The organism is Actinopolyspora xinjiangensis (assembly GCF_900104475.1).
Taxonomy (GTDB): Bacteria; Actinomycetota; Actinomycetes; order Mycobacteriales; family Pseudonocardiaceae; genus Actinopolyspora; species Actinopolyspora xinjiangensis.
Window position 1 is genome coordinate 484,380 of the sequence record NZ_FNJR01000001.1, and the last position, 18,076, is coordinate 502,455.

Consider the following 18,076-nt stretch of genomic DNA (forward strand, 5'->3'; position numbering starts at 1 on the left):
GCTCCCGACGCGGGGGCGACTCAGGGCGCGCTGGGCTCCGAGGGCCGGACGTTCCGGCGGGGCCGCTCGCTCGGAGTGGGCTCGGCCGAACTCGTCTCGGGACCGCCGGTGGTTTCGGGCGTGGAACCGGTCGACGAGCTCGGCGTGCGGCTCGGGGACCGCTCCGGGGAGCTCGTCGGGTCCGAGGTCTCGCTCGGCCGCTGACTCTCCTCGGTCCGTTCGGAGGTTTCGGGTGCGGTGCTCGATTCGGAGGCGGGCACCCGCACCGGTCGCTCCTCGGGTGCCGGGGAGCCCCCGGCATCACCCTGCCGGAACAGGTTGCCCACGGTCGTCTCCCCGGAATCGCCGGAGACCGAGCCGCCGGTGACGGCCTCGTAACCGGTGACCAGCACCATGCAGAGCACGAACGCCAGGCCGCTGGTCACCGCGACCACCCGCCAGTCGAGTCCTCGTCGTCCGCGCCGCCCTTCCCGCTCACCGGCCGCCTCCACGGCGCCGCCGGTCACGCTCGCCGTGTCGACGGAAGGGTCGTGCCCGGCCGGGCTCAGGCGCCGGGTCTCCTCGGGAACGGCGATCCGCCTCGTGGCCTCGTCACCGGGGCGGTCGTGTGGCTGTGCTCCCCCGGCAGCGCCGGTGCCCCTCGCGGCGGCGTCCTCGGCGGAATCCGCGGGCCGTCGCAGGGGACGGGTGGGGGCGTTCGGGTCCGCCCACGCCGAGGCCGCCTGGGCCGCCCTGCGCCTGGCCGCCCGCCGCAACGCCGCGTTGGCCGCCTTCTGCTTCGTCGACTCCAACGAGCGCTGGTAGACCGCCCCGCCGAGCGTGATGATCACGCTGGTCATCGCCGCACCCGAGACGGTTCCCGCGATCCCCAGCTGGCCACCGAGCACGGCCGCTGTCGCCGCGGCCAGTCCGACACCGGTCACCTGTGCGGGCGAGACACCCAGTTTCTCGAACGGGCTCGTCCGGTCGCCGCGCCCGGCTTTGTCGGTCCCCTCCTCCCCCGGGGTGGACTTCTCCTGCTGTTGGCTCATCGCTCTCCCACACGGTCGTCGCCTCGCACGTCCAACGGGTGGGGGAACCGCACTGCTCCCGGAGAAGCCCCGCCAGTGAGTACTCCCACTCGGTGTAACGCTGCCGAATCCCCTGGACTCGATCTCCCCGGGAGGGGAACGACCGTTCCTCGCGGCGGCTTCACCGACCGTGCCGACTCCCCGGCCGTTGCCCCGGTCGAGGGATCGGTGAGGATGCCCGCATGTCGTTGGTCACGAACGAGCGGGCGCGCGCGGCGCGGGAGATCCTGGCGCGGTTGGGCGCCGAGGGGCCGGTGCGAACCCCGCTGCTTCCGGTGCCGGACTCCGGGCGCGAACGACCGCTGCTGCTCAAGCCGGAGAGCCTGCAGCCCACCGGCGCCTTCAAGATCAGGGGCGCGCTGCACGCCGCAGCCGTGCTGGACGAACGGGTCCGTGCCCGGGGGCTGGTCGCCTACTCCAGCGGGAACCACGCCCGCGCGGTGGCCCACGCCGGGAAGGTGTTCGGCGTCCCGGCGACCGTGGTCGTGCCGCACACCGCTCCGGCGGCCAAGGTGGCCGCGGCGCGTTCGTTGGGCGCCGAGATCGTGCCGGTCGAGGTCTCGGAGCGGGAGTCGCGCGCCGAGGAGATCGCCGAGAGCCGCGGGGCGAACCTGATCCCGCCGTTCGACGCCCCGGCGGTGATCGCCGGTCAGGCGACGGTGGGGCTGGAGATCGCCGAGGACGTCGACGCGCTCGGGTTCTCGGAGGTGACGGTGCTGGTACCGATCAGCGGCGGCGGGCTGATCTCGGGAGTCGCGGTCGGGTTGGCGCGCTGCCGCGCACGGGTGCGTGTGGTCGGTGTGGAACCGGAGCTGGCCGCCGACACCCGGGAGGGCTTCCACGCGGGCGAGCGGCGCCACTGGCCGGTGGAGGCGCGTACCCGCACCAGGGCCGACGGGCTCACCGCTCAGCCCTCCGAACTGACCTTCACCCACATCCGCGAGCTCGTGGACGACGTGGTCACGGTCTCCGAGGCCGAGATCGGCGAAGCGACGGGCTTTCTGGCCGAGAGCTGCCGGCTCGTCGCCGAACCCAGCGGCGCGGTCACCACGGCCGCCCACCGCCACCGCACGCGGGAGCTGGGGGCTGTCCCGACCGTGGCGGTGGTCAGTGGCGGGAACGTGGACCGGGCCGAGCCGCTCAGCTCAGCGGCGGGTTGAGGCTGGCGACGAACTTGTAGCGGTCCCCCCGGTAGATCGAGCGCACCCATTCGACCGGGGTGCCGTCCTCGTGGAAGGAGTGCCTGGACAGCAGCAACATCGGCAACCCCACGTCGGCGCCGAGCAGTTCGGCCTCCTCCGGACTGGCCAGCGCGGTCTCGATGGTCTCCTCGGCGCTGGCGAAGGAGATGCCGTACTGCTCACGCAGCACCTGGTACAGCGAAGCCCCCGCCTCGATGAGCCGGGTCAGCCCCTTGAAGCGGGTCAGCGGCAGGTGAGTCGTCTCGATGGCCATCGCCTCGTCGTCGGCCAGCCGCAATCTGCGCATCCGCAGCACCGGACTGCCGGAGCCGATCCCGAGCAGGTGAGCCAGCTCGCGTTCGGCGGGCTCCTCGTTCATCTCCAGCAGCCGGGAGTCGGGCTGCCTGCCCTGGGCCCGCATGTCCTCGGTGTAGCTGCTCAGCTGCAGCCGCTGCGCGACCTTGGGCTGCGCGGCGAACGTGCCCTTGCCCTGGACGCGGAGCAGCCTGCCCTCCACCGTCAGCTCGGCCAGGGCCTGTCGGACCGTGGTACGGGAGACGTCGAACTCGGCGGCCAGCGCACGCTCGGTGGGTATCGAGGACCCAGCGGGCATGGAGCGAAGCATGTCCAGCAGGTGCTGCTTCAACCCCCAGTACTTGGGCTCGCGTTGGTTCTTCGTCGGCATGTCGGCCCCGCCGGGCACCGACGCTTCGAGCATGTTTCCTCCTACCGTCGCGCCTGCGAACGGGGCGATCAGCACTACCGATTCCAGCATGCCGGAGTTTCACGGCACAGTAGGAATCGCATCCCGCCACCCCCTGATCGGTATGCGCGGGGTCACAGCTCGTCGCCCTGTTCGCCGGGCCACGGTTCACGCCGCAGGGCTGTCGGCCCGGGCGAGCTGTCGGTAGCATTGGTCTAGACCGAAATTGTCGCACGACGAAGGACGGACCACGACATGACCGAGGACCCCGGAGCCGGGGCCGGCGAGCAGGCTCAGCATCCCGGCAGGCACATGAGCGCCGAGATCGCCGAACAGCCCGCGGTGTTCGACGGCCTGCTCACCAACCGCCCCGAGCTGGCCGAGGTCGCCCGGCGCATCGCGGAACGGAAGCCTCGCTTCGCGCTGCTGGCCGCGCGCGGCTCCAGCGACCACGCGGCGCTCTACGCCAAGTACCTGGTCGAAGTGCTGCTGCAGCTGCCGGCCGGGCTGGTCTCACCGTCCACCACCACGCTCTACGACGCCCAGCCCGACCTGAGCGAAGTGCTGCTGATCTCGGTCAGCCAGAGCGGCGGCTCCCCCGACATGCTCGAAGTCACCCAGGCGGCGCGCCGCGACGGCGCCACCACTGTGGCGGTGACCAACAACCCCGACTCCGCGCTGAACCGGGCCGCCGAGCTCTCGGTGGACATCCGAGCGGGCACCGAACAGGCCGTGGCCGCCACGAAGACCTACAGCGCCACGCTGCTCGCCCTCTACCTGCTGATCGACGCGATACGTGGCGGGAACGCGGAGCGGGCCGCCGAACTGCCCGACCTGGCCCGGCGCGCCCTGGCCCCCTCCTCGGAACTGGACGAGGCGGTGCGCCGCTACCGCTTCGCGGACAGGGTGCTGACCACCGGACGGGGCTACTCCTCTGCCACGGCCGCCGAGGCCGCGCTCAAACTCGCCGAGACCAGTTATCTCTCGGCCCGGGCCTACAGCGGCGCGGACCTGCTGCACGGCCCGGTCGCGGCCGTGGACGCGGAGACGGCCGTGCTGGCGCTGTGCAGTTCCGGGAAGGGCGGAGCCGCCATGACCGAGGTGCTGCGCACCGTTCACGAGCGGGGAGCCGACATCTGCGCGATCGGGTCCGCCGCGGCGGACATGCCGTGCGCGCACCGGATCGTCCTCCCCGAGGTCGCCGAAGAACTCGCCCCGCTGCTGGAGGTGCTGCCGGTGCAGCGGCTGGCGCTGGCGCTGGCACTGGAGCGCGGCTCCGACCCGGACAGCCCGCGCGGGCTGAACAAGGTGACCCGCACCCGGTGACACACCGGGACGAACGGTGGCGGAACTCGCCGCGCCCGGCGAGGATCACGGTGCCGGAGACCTGAAGGCCCGCCTCACCGAGGGGGCGGGGTGAGACGGGCACCGCCAGACTACGCCGATCGGCCCAGCACAGGAGCACGGGGTTCGGAGGGGACCGCATGGTCGAGACCGAGAACGCGGACGAACTGTTGCTGCTCGGGCTGGACGTCGGCGGCACTTCCAGCCGGGCGCTGCTGACCGACGCGCACGGGCGGACCGTCGGCACCGGCCACGCGGGCGGTGGAAACCCGAACACCCACCCTCCCGACCGAGCGGTCGAGCAGGTCGCCCGCGCCACGCGAACGGCGTTGGCGGAGACCGCCCCCGAACGGGTGAGTGCGGTGGTGCTGGGCATGGCCGGGATCAGCAAGCTGGCCGACCCCGCCGTGGCCGGGATGTTCGAACAGGCCTGGCACACGCTGGGGCTGCGGTGTCCGGTGCGGACCGTCAGCGACAGCGAGGTCGCGTTCGCGGCAGGAACCGCCGAGCCCGACGGGACCGTGCTGATCGCGGGAACCGGTTCGATCGTGACGCGGATCATCGGACACCGTTCGGAGCGCACGCTGGGTGGCTACGGCTGGCTGCTCGGCGACGAGGGCTCGGCGTTCTGGCTCGGCCGCGAGGCCGTGAGCACGGCGCTGCGCGCGCTCGACCTCGGCGAGGAGAAGGACGACCCGCTGGTGGCCTCGGTGCTGAACGAGCTGCTGCCCGGATCCGCCAGGGGCAACGAACCCTACTCGATGCTGGTGCGCAGGATCGTCGCGCTGCTCGGCAACGGTCCGCCGGTGCGGCTGGCCGAACTCGCCCCGCTGGTGACCGCCTCGGCCGCCGAGGGCGGTGGGAAAGCGACGGAGATCCTGTCGAGAGCGGCGCGGACGTTGGCAGCGGACACCCTGGCGGTGCGGGACGACTCCGACAGCTCACCGATCGTGCTGGCGGGCAGCCTGCTCTCCGGAGAGGGAGTGCTCGACGAGGCGGTCCGCGCCGAACTTCGGGCGCGAAGCGCCGCGCCGTTGATCACGGCCGGTTCCGGAGCGGCGGGAGCGGCCTGGCTGGCGGCCATTCCCCTGGTCGACGCTGAGCACGCGCGGGAGCTACACGGCAGGCTGCTCGGCGGCGGACGCGGCTGAGCGGGTCCGCCACCCGCTCCGGTGGCCGGGGTCCGTCGCGGCCGGGCGGAACCGACACCGATCTAACGCACCGAGCCCTCCGGGGCGCGGGCGTGCCGGATGCCGGGGTGGCCCGAGGGGAGGGTCCGCCGCAGCACCCACCAGCTCACCACGACACAGAGCACCACCAGCGGCCAGGTCAACACCACCTGGGCGATGCTCAACGGCACCACGGCGCCGAGCATCCACAGCGGAACGAACACCGCCAGCCTGGTGACGTACTGGCCGACCCAGATCCAGCTGGCCCTGCTGTAGGCGCGCAGCAGATCCGGATCACGCCGCCAGCGGGTGCGCTGCCCCAGCAGCGTTCCGACCACCAGCCCCAACAGTGGCCAGCGCACCGCGATACTGATCATCCAGGCCAGTCCGCTGACCGCGTTGGACCCGAGCCTGATGAGGTAGAAGTCGACCGCCTGACCGGTGCGCAGCGCGATGATCGACCCCACCAGCACCGCGAGCAGGCTGAACAACACCGCCAGTGGACGCGCGCCGCTGACCAGCCGCCACACGCCGATCACCGCTCCCACGGCGACGGCCGAGACCCCGGCGGCGGCTATGGACTCACCGCTGAGCACCCACACCAACCCGAAGGCCACCGGGGGCAGACTCGCGTCGAGGGCGCTGGCCCGACCTCCCAGCAGTCGCAGCAACGAGTCGCGCTCGGCGGTGCTGGCTCCCGTGTCGGTCCGGCTCCTGTCGCTGTCCACGGGTTAAGCTTGCCTTACCCGCACCGCGATACGCACACATCGATCCGAGTGCGGTGCGTTACACCAGGTCGCGAACGGTTCGAGGAGCCCTCCCGCTCCGGCCCGCCGGGGGCGCTCACGCACCCCGGACCGATCTCAGCTGCTCATCGAGCCGCGCCGCCACGCCCCTCTGGTCGGCGGGGGAGCAGATGAGCACCTCATCCTCGCCGGAACCGCCGTGACGCATCGTGTAGCGCCCTCGATCGGTGTCGAACCACGCCAGCGTGGGCATCCGGACCCACCCATCGGCCCGGTCGGTGCCCGCCACGACGAAGTGCCCGATGCGGTACTTGTGCAGTCGCGTGATCTCCTCCACTTCGGAGGGGATCTCGCTGGCGGTACGCCCATCCCGGTTCCGCAGCGGGCTCGTCGCCACGCTCGTCTCGCGCCCGGCGCCGGGGTGCGCGGGGGGAAGCAGTCGCGCGCAGGCCTCGGGAAGCGCCTCGGGCGCCATGAAGTCCAGTTGCAGTCCCCGCCTGGTGACCACTCCGACCACCCCGACCTCACCGGTGGCCACCGCCCGCGCCGCCATCCGGTGACCGTTGCGGACGTCGAGCAGACCGGCGGCGGCGATCGAGACCTCGGCGCTGGACATCAGGTAGAGCGCGTCGGCCACCTCCGGTTCGAGCCGCCCGTCCACGGCCAGCCCGGACGTCTCCAGTTCGCCCCAGACCCGCTGGACCAGCTTCTTCCGCTCCGCGGGCGACTCACCGACCTCGGGGACCTCGAACGGGTAACGCCGCACATCGAGTCGCAGGTGCTCGCCCAGCACGTCGAGGGCGGGCAGCGAGAGGGTGATCGTGTCGACCATGCGGGATTCCTAGTGTGACTTCGTCGTCTCGGTAGCTGTCCGAAAGCCTCGGCCTCCCCGACCGGGAAACTCCGGCCCACGCAGGCCGGCCACCCGCCCCGGCAGCGGGAACACGGGCCGGTCCCTCGTTGTCGCTCTCCTGTCGTGTCGCCGTTCGGCGAGAGTCTCCTCCCGGCACGGTGGTGCCGAAACGGCCTCCTCGGGACTGCCCGCGTGCGCTCCCGACAGGACGTTCCCGGGGTGTGGCGGGCCCCGCTCGCCGTCGAGCCCGGTGGTGGGGCCGGGCGCAGGATCCGTCAGGAAGAGGTCCGCCGGCGCGGCCCGAAACCCTCGGTCAGAAGCCCGGGTAACCGGGTGGCCCCTCGCCGATGACGGGAGGCGCGACCAGCCGGTCCTCGCCGAAGTCGGTGCCGTAGGGGTCGTCGGCCCGCACCAGGAACTGCGGCCGTTCCTCGTCCTCGTCGCGGTTGTATCCCTGTCCGCTCCGCAGCTCGTTCCGCCGAGGACTCTCCCCGCCGTCCACTTCGCCCGGATCGGGATGGAACCCGCTTCGTGCCGCGTAGGTGGAGTTCCCACCGCCGGACCAGGCACCCGAGCCCATCGGGCCGAAACCGCCGTCGGGACGGGGTTCGTACCTGGAGGGCTGGGGCGCGGATCTTGCCGCGGGTTCCGGTGGCTGTTCACCGGCGCCCGCCGTACGGGGAGCCGAGGGCTGTCGCCGCGTGGCGACCGAGGGCGCGGGCGGCTGCCCGTTGGGACTCGGCGGGGGTGGTGCCTGCGTTGGAAAGGGCCCACTGCGCGGACCGCTCCTGTCCGGTTGCGGGGGACGGGGTGACGTGGCGGGCGGCACGGGCTGCCCCGGCGGAGTCGGGGGCATCGGCTGTCTCGGCGGTTGCGGCGCGGGGAACGGCCCGCTGGTTGGGTTCACCGGGGGCCGCACCGGCTGGTGACCACCGCTCGGGGGATCACCGCGTCCCGCCGGTTCGTCGGGTGGTTGCGGGAGGGGGAAGGATCCGCTGGCGGGACCGCCCGGACCTCCCGACGGCACGGACCACTGGCCGCCGGCCGGTGACGGCGGAGGGAAGGCCGCGGGATTCAGCGGTGTCGGCTGGTTCGGAGATGGCCGCTGGTTCGGAGGTGGCTGCGGTGGCCGCGACTCCGTCACGGGAGCGGCGGGGGCGGCGTCGGCCCCCGTGGGGTCCGGTTCCGGAACCGCCGGCGCCGGGCTCGCGGGAGGCGGGCTCGCGGGAGGCGGGCTCGCGGGAGGCGGGCTCGCCGCCGCGGAGGCGGCCCCGGGGTCCGCGACAGCGGGAGACGAGTTCGGATCGGCCGAGTCCGCGTCCGCGGAGTCGGCCCGGTGCTCCCGCCCCAGGATGTCGGCGGCGTTCCCTAACGGTGTGGTGGGGTTTTCCACCTCGGGTGGGGAGGTGAGCCGCTCGGGCGTGCGCTCGTCCGGGGATTCAGCGGTTCCCGCCCGCAACGAGCCGGTCATCCCGAGGTGTCCGTCGGGTGGGGGCGGTGGGGCCCCGGTGGCGGGATCACCGGTCTCGGCACCGGGCTCGTCCGAGTACTCCGGTGTCGGCACCCCCGCGAAGGGCACCCGAGTGGTACCCGGCGAGACCTCGTCGAGGTCGGCGGGCTCCTCCGACTCGGCCCGCTGCTCGGTCTCGGGGATCCGTTCGGGACGTGGCGGTTGTTCGCCGGGCAGCGGCAGGGCGCCGCTGAACGTCCCGCCGGTGGAGCCGCCCCGCTCGGCGTGCCTCGACCGCTCGTGGTTGGCGTGCCGCCGCTCCCCGCCGGGTGGGGACTGCGGCAGCGGTAACGATCCCGAGGCCGACTCGGCACGCGGAGACGCTGCCGAGGTCTGTGCCCCGAGCTCGCCGGAGAAGGCGGCGGAGCCGTCGGTTTCGTCCCGCTCAGCGGCCGCGCCGGGGTGGGAGGACGAGTGCCCCCGTTCCTGTTCGAACCGTTCCCGCAGCCGATCGAGGCGATCGTAGAGCGCGACCGGATCGGAGCAGGCGGCGGCGGTGGCGAACTCGGCACGCAGGTCGAAGGGCGGGGCGGGATCGGGTCGCCGCTCAGCCGTTCCGCCGCTCCGAGGACCGGTCTCGGGACGGTTCGGGGGCACGGAACCGTGCCGCGCCCACTCTCCGGCGGAGTCGGCACGTCGCGGTGGTTCCGGTGCTGCCCCCTCGGCGACGGGAGCGCCCCGGGGTGGCGTCGGTGGCCGTCGCCCTGGCCCCGGACCCCCCGGCCGCGCCTCGCGCCGTTCCATCGACCCGGGCATCGGATCCCGCGGACTCGTCACGACTCCCCCAGAGCTTCGATGCTGTCGGCAGACACACCCGATCCGACGTCAGCAGGCATGCTTCGCGTTCCCCATTCGAATGGCCGAGGTAGCACCAGCGACCACTTCCCGATCCTCGATATCCCCTTGATCGTCTCGCCGTTCCGGCAGGACACTAGCAGCCGCGCGACGCGCGCGCGGAGCTTTGCCGTAACCGGCGGAACACTATACCGGCTCAACGGTACGAAATGACCCGTTCGAACAACACGCTCGTCACACGCGAGTGGGTAGCGGGGTTCATCGGACTCCACACCCCTTCACCTCGCCCCCGACGACTCCGGGGTACACCGGCGGGGCCCGGACCACCCGGACGCCGCTTTCGGCACGAAAGCCCCTTCGGCGTGATTCGTCCGGTTCTATCGGCACCACCTGTCGTTCCTCCGGCGTGAGCACCGACAAAAACCGAGACAACATGGTTCTGTAAGTGCCCTTGGTCACTGCCCCGGCAACCGACGGTGGCGTAGGTCAACCCGCCGGGTCCAATGTGTTTTCCGGTTACGACACCGAGGGCACAGACACGTACCGAGTACGAAAGGCGGTTCGATGAGCCAGGAGTCATCGCCTCCACGGGAGTACGCGCCGGAGAACGACTCCCGGGAGGAGCGGGCGGGCTGGCGGACGTTCGTGGCGCTGGGGGACAGCTTCACGGAAGGGCTGAACGATCCCGCTCCGGACGGCGCGACCTTCCGCGGTTGGGCCGACAGGCTGGCCGCCCGGCTCGCGGCCGAACGACCCGGGCTGCGCTACGCCAACATCGCGGTGCGCGGCAAGCTGCTCGACCAGATCCTGCGGGAACAACTGCCGCACGCGGTGGAGATGCGCCCGGACCTCGCCGCGCTCAGCGCGGGCGGCAACGACATACTCCGCCCCTTCGGTGACCCGGACGAGCTGGCGGGCAAGTTCGAGGAGGCGGTGGTCGAGCTGCGCTCCACCGGGGCGGACGTGTTGATCGGCACCGGTTTCGACACCCGGCGGACCCCGGTGATGCGTCTGGTGCGCGGCAAGGTGGGCACCTACAACTCACACCTCTGGGCGATCGCGCAACGACACGGCTGCTATGTCGTGGATCTCTGGTCGATGCGGGTGTTACAGGATGAGCGTGCTTGGAGCGAGGATCGGCTGCACCTTTCCGCGGCGGGGCATCACCGCGTGGCGCTGCGCGCGGCCGAGGCCTTGGGGCTGCCGGTGTCCGAGGACTGGCGGCGACCGTGGCCCGAGCGGCAGGAGCGCTCCTGGTCGGTCCGGCGCGGTGAGGACCTGCGCTGGATCGGCGAGCACCTGGGGCCGTGGGTCGGCAGACGGTTGCGCGGAACTTCCTCGGGAGACGGGCGCGAGCCCAAACGACCGTCGCCACGTCCCCTCGAGAAGGCGTCGCTCCGAGAGGACGTGTGACCTCCCGCCCCGGCACCGCGAAACTCCGAGGCGAGAGGAGAACGAACCGTCCGATCAGGAGAGTGTTGATCGTGGCGGGACGCCGTCCCGTGCTCGGCCTCCCACTACGTCCGAGGAGGCCACGAAGCACGGCGCGCGAAGCGGCCGCGTTCCGCCTCGCGCCGTCCGGGCACGAGGCGGAACGGGTGCGAACACGAGCGCGGACCCCGTGTCGTTGTGGAATTCCCCCAGAACACGGAGTCCGCACTCACCCCCATGTCCTTCCGGCTCCGAAGAAGCCGGAAATAACCTGACCCCTTTTTCGCGGGCGAGGCGGGACTCGGCGATCCGAGTTCCACTCGCCCTCAGCGCCGATCGGCCCGTACCCCCTACGAGCCGCGGCGGTGCGGTCGTGGCCGGTACCGGCCCGGCCGAACGCACGATTCACACGTTGACAGCCACGACTAAGAGGGCGCTAAACGTCGGCTAAACGCCGGAACAGTGCTGCACACCGGACTCCTCGGCGCGGCACTTCCCACGCCGCAGCCGTTCACGAGGCTCCGCCGCACGGGGCGAACCGCCCGCCTCGAAAATGGACAGTGCCGTCTCCCAGCGCCGCCGGGCCACCTGGTGATCCTCTCGCAACGCGGCGACGTCACCCAACCCCAGATACGCGGCGGCCTGCCGCATGGTCGAACCACAACGCTGCGCCACTTCGAGCGCTTCCCCGTAGTAGCGCCGCGCGCTCTCGACCCTGTCGAGCTCGACGCTGACCTCACCACAGTTGTTCAGCACCATGGCCAGAATCTCGAGGTCGTCCGCCTCACGGTAACGCCGCTCGGCCTCCAGCAGGTACTCCAAGGCGGTGGAACGGTTGCCGATCACCTGCTCCACCTGGGCCAGGTTGTTCAGCGCCCCCGCCTCGCGGTACCGGTCCCCCAACGCACGGTAGGTCCGCAGCGCGTCCTCGCAGTGCCTGCGCGCTTCCGGGTAACGCCCCAGCCGGAACAGCGCGCTGGCCATGTTGACCTGCGTCATGGCCAGCTCACCCCGGTCGGACAGTGCCGCCGCCACCCGCTGCGACTCCGCGTAGTACTTCAGCGCCACCTCGGGACTGCCCGAGCGGGAGTGCGCCACCCCGAGTCCGGCGAGCATCAGCACGGTCCCGTTGTCGTCACCGATGTGGCGCGCCGATTCCAGCCCCCTGGTGTAGATGGTCACCCAGTCCTCCCAGGGGCAGCGCACCATGAGGTAGTTGAACTGCAGGCGCACCAGGCACCAGGCGATCCGGTGCCATCCGAGGCCGGCGGCCGTGTCGATCGCCGCCACCAGGTTCGGCCACTCGGCGTCGAACCACTCCAGCGCCTCGGCCCTGCCGGTGATGCCGGGAACCTCCCACTCCGTGGCGGAGAAGTCCAGCTCGTCGCGCGGCGGCCGCAGGAACCTGCGCGCGTGGTCGGCCGCGGCGAGGTAGTGCTCCAGCAGTCTGCGCCGCGCTGCCCGCGACTTCTCCCCGCCGTCGTCGGTGGCGGCGGAGACGAGCTCACGCGCGTAGACCCGGAGCAGGTCGTGCATGGCGAACCTGTCCGGCCTGGGCTCGCTGATCAGGTGGGCGAGGGTCAGGGCTCGCAGGCGGCTCCGCGCGGTGTCGGCGTCGGTACCGCACAGCGCCGCCACCGCGTGGGCGGTGAAGGTGTGACCGGGGACCAGTCCCAGCAGTCGGAACGTCCACGCCTGGCTGGGATGCAGGTTGCGGTAGGAGATGTCGAAGGCACGGCGCACGCTCGTGTCGGTGTCGTCGATGTCCAGTCCGGCGAGCCGGTTCTGCTCGTCGGTGAGTTCGCCGACCAGGTCCCCCACAGCCCGGCCGGGATTGGCCGCCAGCCGCGCGGCGGCGATGCGCAGCGCCAGCGGCAGCCCGCCGCACAGATCGGCGAGCTCCCGGGCCGCCTGCGGCTCGGAACGGGACCTGCCGGGCACACCTGCCCGGTCCAGCAGTTCCACGGCGGCGGTGGTGGGCAGGGTCTCCAGCGGCAGCGCCCTGGCACCGCTGCGGACGACCAGCCCGTCCAGCCGCCTTCTGCTGGTGACCAGCACCAGCGAACCGTCACTGCTGGGCAGCAGCGGACGGACCTGCTCGGCGTCCCTCGCGTCGTCGAGCAGGATGAGCACTCGGCGCCGGGCCAGTAACGAGCGGTAGCGCGCCACGCGTTCGTTCAGCTCGACCGGGATGGCGTCGTCGGCGATGCCGAGGCTCTTGAGGAACCCGGTGAGCACCTCGCCCGGTGAGAGCGGGGCGCGCTCGTAGTCGAAGCCGCGCAGCGAGGCGTAGAGCTGGCCGTCGGGGAACCGGTGCGCGACGCGGTGCGCCCAGGTCACCGCGAGCGCGCTCTTGCCGATCCCGGCGGTTCCGGTGATCGCGGCCAGCACTCCGGCCGAGTCGCGCTCCTGCTCGGACAGCATCCGGTCCAGCGCGGCGCTCTCGCTGGCCCTCCCCACGAATCCGGCCACCGGCGGGGGCAGTTCGGCCGGTTGCGCCGGGATGCCGTCGCCGGTGGTGGCGGTGCCGCCGGTGGAGCGTTTCGGGGCGGCCAGGGTCTCGTCGTCGCGCAGCAGTCGCTCGTACAGCGAACGCAGGTCCGGGCCGGGGTCGATGCCGAGCTCGTCGGCCAGCAGTTCCCGCAGCGCGTGGTAGCAGGCCTGCGCCCGGGCGCGTTGCCCGGAGCGGTAGTAGGCGAGCATCAACTGGCCGGTGAGCCGCTCGCGCAGCGGGTGCTGCTCGACCAGTTCGGACAGCTCCACCACGAGACCGTGGTGCTTGCCGAGTTCCAGGTCCGCCGCGATCCGTTCCTCCAGGGCAACCATGCGCAGTTCGTCCAGGTTGGGGGCGACCATGCGGTGCAGTCGCTCGGAGGAGATGTCCGAGAGCACGGGGCCGCGCCACAGGGTCAGCGCCCGGCTCAGCAACCGGGAGCGCTCCTCCGGTTCGAGGTTGCCCGCCTGGTTGACCAGGGCGCGGGCCCGGTGCGCGTCTATGCGGTCACTGTCGACCTGGAGCATGTACCCGGGAGGCCTGGTGACGATCCTGGGAGGATCGTGGGTGCTCTCGTCGGTGTCGGGGGTGAACAGCTTGCGGAGGCGGGAGACGTAGCCGTGGATGATCGTCCGCGCGGTACGCGGTGGCTGCTCTCCCCAGAGAGCGTCGATCAGCCGGTCCATCGACACGACTTGGTTCGGTTCGAGCAGCAGGCAGGCCAGCGCACTGCGCATCGCCGAGTTGCCCAGCGGCCGCGGCTGTCCGCCGTGACGCACTTCGAGCGGGCCGAGCAGCCCGAACTCGTAGCCGTCCCTCGGCTCCTCGGCCCCGTTGTCGCGCGGTGGCATATCCCCCCGAAGACTGATCCCACGTTCGCGTATATCTTTCCCGATTCCACGACAGCGGCCGCAAGGTCCCGTCTCCCGACAAACCGCCCCGAAACCGATCCACGTTAACCACTAAAACCGATAAACGTGTTCGGTTTCACCCGGCTTCACCCCAACAGAGTAAGATCAACTTTTGTTCGTCGGCGAATATCACAATGTGTGAGCAAACTCCGATACGCGAATGAACGGATCGCTGCCACTGGGCTGTGCGCGGCCAGTAGAGTCGGGGAGCGTATCCGAACGCCAGCAAGACCACTGTGGAGGTATCCCGGGTGTCGACATCGTCCACAGTGGTGGATCGTGCCGTGGGGTGCCTGCTCGGCGCGGCGCTGGGCGACTCCCTCGGTGTTCCCGTCGAGTTCGAGGAGTACAGCGACATCCGCGCGCGGTACGGCCCCGACGGGGTGACCGAACCACCACCGCAGGCGCTGCTCGGCGACGCGGCGCAGATGCTGCTGTTCACCGGTGAGGGATACCTGCACGCCTGGGCGACCGGGAACAACGGCGGCCGGTGGCGTCCGGTGGAAGCCACGGCCGCCGCCTACCGCCGCTGGCTGCTCACCCAGCAGGAGGACAAACCCCACTACGGCGCGATCGGACTGCTGGCCGAGCCCGAGCTCTACGTCAACCGCTCCCCCGGCCTGACCAGTCTGCGCGCGCTGCAGGAGGAGCGGCTCGGAACCCCCGAGGAACCGATCAACAGTTCCAAGGGCTGCGGCGCGGTGGACCGCGCGGCCGGGGCCGGATTCGCCCCCACCGTCGAGATGTCCTACACCCTCGGCTGCCAGTTCGGCGCGCTGACCCACGGCGCGCCGGGCGGCTGGGCCGCCGCCGGAGCCATGTCGGCGCTGGTGCACCTGCTCGCGGTGCAGGGCAGACGGCTGCCCCAAGCGGTGGACCAAGCCGCTGGGCGCGTGCTGCGCGAGGACACCGAGACGGCCACCGGGCTCGCCGACGCCGCCACCCTGGCACGCATCGATGTGCGCACGGCCTACGTCCAGCGGCTCGGACAGGGCTGGGTCGGCCCGGAGGCGCTGGCGATCGGGGCCTACTGCGCGCTGGCGCTGCCCAAGCGCGAGCAGTTCCGCGAGGCGCTGTGGCTGGCGGCCAACCATTCGGGGCACAGCGACACCACGGCCGCCATCACCGGGGCGATCCTGGGGGCCCGGCACGGCACGGCGGCACTGCCCCGTGACTGGCTCAACCGCCTCGAACTCGCCGACGTGATCGAACGCATCGGACACGATCTCGGCGCCTCCTGCGTGGGCGAGAAGTTCAACGACCGCCGGTACCTGACCCTGGGGTGAGTCGCGGTCCGGCGAGATCCGGAAACCTCCAGCCGGACGCTCGAACGGGCGTGGCCGCCGGGAGAACGCCCGAACCGACGAGGTGGACCGTCCTCGGCCGGCTCGGGACGGTCCACCTCGTGCGGGGCGGTCACTCCTCCTCGGTCACCAGCGGGTACACCCCGTTCTCGTCGTGGACCTCCCCGCCGGTCACCGGCGGGTTGAACACGCACACCGTGCGCATGTCGGTCCTGGGGCGCACCTGGTGCTTGTCGTGGTCGTCGAGCAGGTACAGCGAGCCGGGGCCGAGGGAGTGCGTCTCACCGGTGGCGTGGTCGGTGATCTCGCCCTCGCCCTCGTACACGAACACGGCCTCGATGTGGTTGGCGTACCAGAACTCGTTGACCGTGCCCGCGTACAGCGTGGTCTCGTGCACCGAGAATCCCGCCTTCTCCCTGGCCAGGATGATCCGCTTGCTGCGCCAGTTCTCGGTCCTGATGTCGGCTTCGGTGTCCTCGACGTCCCGGACGGTACGAACGATCAACTCGTCTCCTCGGTGTTTCGGTGATCTCGGCACGGCGGGAGTCCCCGCCGGTGAGCCCGCTTCCCGGGACGCGGCACGTCCCGGCCCGGGCGAAGTCGGCGCCTCAGGCCAGCACCGAACGCACGGAGTCCCGGAGTATCCGGATCCCCCGCTCCAGCTCCTCATCGCTGACGGTCAGCGGGGGCATCACCTTGACCACCTCGTCGCCGGGACCGGAGGTCTCCAGGATCATGCCGCGGTCGAAGGCGGCCTTGGAAACCTTGCCCGCCATCTCGGGTTCGGCGAAACCGAGGCCACGCGCGAGGCCGCGCCCCTTGGACAGCAGCCCGGGGTATTCCGCACCCAGCTCCAGCAATGCCTCGCCGACGCGCTCGCCCTTGGCGAGGGTGGCGCGTTCGAGTTCGTCGTCGCTCCAGTACCACCGCAGCGCCTCGGTGGCCGTGACCAGGGCGGGATTGTTGCCCCGGAACGTACCGTTGTGCTCGCCGGGCTCCCAGACGTCGTGCTCCGGCTTGATCAGCGTCAGCGCCAGGGGACTGCCGTAGCCGCCGATGGACTTGGACAGGCAGACCATGTCCGGCTCGATGCCGGCGTGCTCGAAGCTGAAGAACGGACCGGTCCTGCCGCAGCCCATCTGCACGTCGTCGACGATGAGCAGGATGCCGTGCCGTCGGCACAGCTCGGACAGTCCGCGCAGCCACTCGGCTCGGGTGTCGTTGATGCCGCCCTCGCCCTGCAGGGTCTCCACGATCACGGCGGCGGGCGCGTTCAGGCCGCTGCCGCTGTCCCGGAGCAGGGACTCGAAGTAGAGGAAGTCGTCGACCTGGCCGTCGAAGTAGTTGTCGTAGGGCATGGGCGTGGCGTGGACCAGCGGGATGCCGGCCCCGCCGCGCTTCATGGAGTTGCCGGTGACCGAGAGCGAGCCCAGCGTCATGCCGTGGAAGGCGTTGGTGAAGCTGATGATCGACTCGCGTCCGGTGATCTTGCGTGCCAGCTTCAACGCGGCCTCGACCGAGTTGGTGCCCGTCGGACCGGGGAACTGCACCTTGTAGTTGAGTCCTCGGGGCCGCAGCAGCGTCTCGTCGATGGTTCGCAGGAACTCACCCCTGGCGACCGTCGCCTGGTCGAGCCCGTGGTGTATCCCGTCGCGCTCGATGTATTCGAGCAGCTTGCGCTTGAGCAGCGGGTTGTTGTGCCCGTAGTTGAGCGCCCCGGCCCCCGCGAAGAAATCCAGGTAGGCGTTCCCCCGGTCGTCGTAGAGCCAACTGCCCAGCGCCCGGTCGAAGGTGACGGGCCAGGTGCGGCTGTAGCTGCGCACCTCTGACTCCTGGGTTGCGAAGACGTCTTTCACGATCCTCCGTTCGGCCCGGTTCGAAGCGCTCGTGTCACCTCGCCCGTCGGGCCGGTTACGTGTCGCGCCGCGCGTGAACACGGCTGGGATGGTTCGCTGTCGGGGTTTCAGCGCGAACAGGGTCGGTTGTGCCGCGGGGCGTGGGGCCTCACGGAGCGGAGCCGACGAGGGCGTCGGGGACCGTGGCGCCCTCGGGGGCGAGCGGTCCGATGCGGTACAGGTCCTCGCCGACGTGGGAGTCCGGGAACAGCTCGGACGGGAACAGCTCGCTCACTTCGAGTGGAGCGCCGTGATCGCGCGCCAGCGCCGCGAAGAGGTTGATCGAAGCGGAGTTGTCGGCGGTGATGGTGGTCTCCAGGTAGCGGATGCCGTCCCGCGAGGCGGTGCCGAACAGCCGCTCCAGGAGACGGCCCGCCACGCCGTGGCCGCGCAGCGCGGCGTCGACGCCGATCTGCCACACCACCAGCGTGTCGACGGCGTCGGGCCGGACGTATCCGGTCACGAAGCCCACCACGCCGTCGTGCGAACGCGCCACCAGTGAGGTGGAGGCGAAGTCGCGGCACCACAGCAGGTAGGCGTAGGGGGAGTTGACGTCGAGCACTCCCGAATCACGCGTGATCCGGTACAGCTCCGGGCCGTCCGCGACGGCCGGAGTGTCGATCTCCACCCGCCCGGCTGACCCACTCGCGTCATCGGGCCGTGCGCCACG

At 71.4% G+C, this 18,076-nt stretch carries 14 protein-coding genes; 5 read left to right on the forward strand and 9 right to left on the reverse strand.

The features are described from left to right. Nucleotides 1–20: 20 nt before the first annotated feature. Nucleotides 21–1,031, reverse strand: coding sequence for a hypothetical protein (locus BLQ75_RS02240; protein ID WP_092596866.1), 1,011 nt, complete (start codon nucleotides 1,029–1,031; stop codon nucleotides 21–23). A 221-nt stretch (nucleotides 1,032–1,252) separates the two neighbouring features. Here BLQ75_RS02240 and BLQ75_RS02245 point away from each other — a divergent pair, with 221 nt between their 5' ends. Further along, nucleotides 1,253–2,230 (forward strand): threonine ammonia-lyase, encoded by a 978-nt coding sequence (locus tag BLQ75_RS02245; protein ID WP_092596868.1) that lies wholly within the window; start codon nucleotides 1,253–1,255, stop codon nucleotides 2,228–2,230. On the opposite strand, the gene BLQ75_RS02250 is transcribed toward BLQ75_RS02245, so the two are convergent. Then, nucleotides 2,211–2,969 (reverse strand): GntR family transcriptional regulator, encoded by a 759-nt coding sequence (locus BLQ75_RS02250; protein WP_092597304.1) that lies wholly within the window; start codon nucleotides 2,967–2,969, stop codon nucleotides 2,211–2,213. The genes BLQ75_RS02245 and BLQ75_RS02250 overlap by 20 nt on opposite strands. Nucleotides 2,970–3,209: 240 nt before the next feature. Here BLQ75_RS02250 and BLQ75_RS02255 point away from each other — a divergent pair, with 240 nt between their 5' ends. Both BLQ75_RS02255 and BLQ75_RS02260 read left to right on the forward strand, forming a co-directional pair. Beyond that, on the forward strand, nucleotides 3,210–4,280 hold the full coding sequence (locus BLQ75_RS02255) for an SIS domain-containing protein (RefSeq protein WP_092596871.1): 1,071 nt from the start codon (nucleotides 3,210–3,212) through the stop codon (nucleotides 4,278–4,280). Nucleotides 4,281–4,438: 158 nt separating this feature from the next. Beyond that, nucleotides 4,439–5,449, forward strand: coding sequence for an N-acetylglucosamine kinase (locus BLQ75_RS02260; RefSeq protein WP_092596874.1), 1,011 nt, complete (start codon nucleotides 4,439–4,441; stop codon nucleotides 5,447–5,449). Nucleotides 5,450–5,511: 62 nt separating this feature from the next. Here the strand turns inward: BLQ75_RS02260 and BLQ75_RS02265 are convergent, their stop codons facing one another. The 3 genes from BLQ75_RS02265 to BLQ75_RS24405 all read right to left on the reverse strand — a co-directional run bounded on the left by BLQ75_RS02265 (nucleotide 5,512) and on the right by BLQ75_RS24405 (nucleotide 9,173). Continuing rightward, nucleotides 5,512–6,195, reverse strand: coding sequence for a DUF3159 domain-containing protein (locus tag BLQ75_RS02265; protein ID WP_092596876.1), 684 nt, complete (start codon nucleotides 6,193–6,195; stop codon nucleotides 5,512–5,514). A gap of 115 nt (nucleotides 6,196–6,310) precedes the next feature. Beyond that, on the reverse strand, nucleotides 6,311–7,045 hold the full coding sequence (locus BLQ75_RS02270; RefSeq protein ID WP_092596879.1) for an ESX secretion-associated protein EspG: 735 nt from the start codon (nucleotides 7,043–7,045) through the stop codon (nucleotides 6,311–6,313). Nucleotides 7,046–7,379: 334 nt separating this feature from the next. Further along, nucleotides 7,380–9,173, reverse strand: coding sequence for a hypothetical protein (locus BLQ75_RS24405; protein ID WP_092596882.1), 1,794 nt, complete (start codon nucleotides 9,171–9,173; stop codon nucleotides 7,380–7,382). A 762-nt stretch (nucleotides 9,174–9,935) separates the two neighbouring features. Between BLQ75_RS24405 and BLQ75_RS02280 the strand changes: the two genes are divergently transcribed. Then, nucleotides 9,936–10,784: an SGNH/GDSL hydrolase family protein gene (locus BLQ75_RS02280; RefSeq protein ID WP_092596885.1), complete on the forward strand. Its 849-nt coding sequence runs from the start codon at nucleotides 9,936–9,938 to the stop codon at nucleotides 10,782–10,784. A 465-nt stretch (nucleotides 10,785–11,249) separates the two neighbouring features. On the opposite strand, the gene BLQ75_RS02285 is transcribed toward BLQ75_RS02280, so the two are convergent. Then, a complete protein-coding gene (locus BLQ75_RS02285; protein WP_092596887.1) occupies nucleotides 11,250–14,147 on the reverse strand; it encodes an AfsR/SARP family transcriptional regulator in 2,898 nt (965 codons plus the stop codon). Between the two features lie 311 nt (nucleotides 14,148–14,458). Between BLQ75_RS02285 and BLQ75_RS02290 the strand changes: the two genes are divergently transcribed. After that, on the forward strand, nucleotides 14,459–15,493 hold the full coding sequence (locus BLQ75_RS02290) for an ADP-ribosylglycohydrolase family protein (RefSeq protein ID WP_244515178.1): 1,035 nt from the start codon (nucleotides 14,459–14,461) through the stop codon (nucleotides 15,491–15,493). 130 nt (nucleotides 15,494–15,623) lie between these two features. Here the strand turns inward: BLQ75_RS02290 and BLQ75_RS02295 are convergent, their stop codons facing one another. The 3 genes from BLQ75_RS02295 to ectA form a co-directional block, all read right to left on the reverse strand. Then, nucleotides 15,624–16,016, reverse strand: coding sequence for an ectoine synthase (locus tag BLQ75_RS02295; RefSeq protein WP_092596893.1), 393 nt, complete (start codon nucleotides 16,014–16,016; stop codon nucleotides 15,624–15,626). Between the two features lie 103 nt (nucleotides 16,017–16,119). After that, complete coding sequence (ectB, locus tag BLQ75_RS02300; RefSeq protein WP_092597307.1) at nucleotides 16,120–17,367, reverse strand: diaminobutyrate--2-oxoglutarate transaminase; 1,248 nt, start codon at nucleotides 17,365–17,367, stop codon at nucleotides 16,120–16,122. Nucleotides 17,368–17,515: 148 nt separating this feature from the next. Beyond that, nucleotides 17,516–18,034 (reverse strand): diaminobutyrate acetyltransferase, encoded by a 519-nt coding sequence (gene ectA / locus BLQ75_RS02305; protein ID WP_244515180.1) that lies wholly within the window; start codon nucleotides 18,032–18,034, stop codon nucleotides 17,516–17,518. Between the last annotated feature and the right edge of the window lie 42 nt (nucleotides 18,035–18,076).

What these genes read in the sequence shown, in the direction of transcription:
- BLQ75_RS02245 (WP_092596868.1), top strand. Translation starts at nt 1,253, where the DNA reads ATGTCGTTGGTCACGAACGAGCGGGCGCGCGCGGCGCGGGAGATCCTG.
- BLQ75_RS02240 (WP_092596866.1), bottom strand. Translation starts at nt 1,031, where the DNA reads ATGAGCCAACAGCAGGAGAAGTCCACCCCGGGGGAGGAGGGGACCGAC.
- BLQ75_RS02270 (WP_092596879.1), bottom strand. Translation starts at nt 7,045, where the DNA reads ATGGTCGACACGATCACCCTCTCGCTGCCCGCCCTCGACGTGCTGGGC.
- BLQ75_RS02285 (WP_092596887.1), bottom strand. Translation starts at nt 14,147, where the DNA reads ATGCCACCGCGCGACAACGGGGCCGAGGAGCCGAGGGACGGCTACGAG.
- BLQ75_RS02280 (WP_092596885.1), top strand. Translation starts at nt 9,936, where the DNA reads ATGAGCCAGGAGTCATCGCCTCCACGGGAGTACGCGCCGGAGAACGAC.
- BLQ75_RS02255 (WP_092596871.1), top strand. Translation starts at nt 3,210, where the DNA reads ATGACCGAGGACCCCGGAGCCGGGGCCGGCGAGCAGGCTCAGCATCCC.
- BLQ75_RS02250 (WP_092597304.1), bottom strand. Translation starts at nt 2,969, where the DNA reads ATGCTCGAAGCGTCGGTGCCCGGCGGGGCCGACATGCCGACGAAGAAC.
- BLQ75_RS02260 (WP_092596874.1), top strand. Translation starts at nt 4,439, where the DNA reads ATGGTCGAGACCGAGAACGCGGACGAACTGTTGCTGCTCGGGCTGGAC.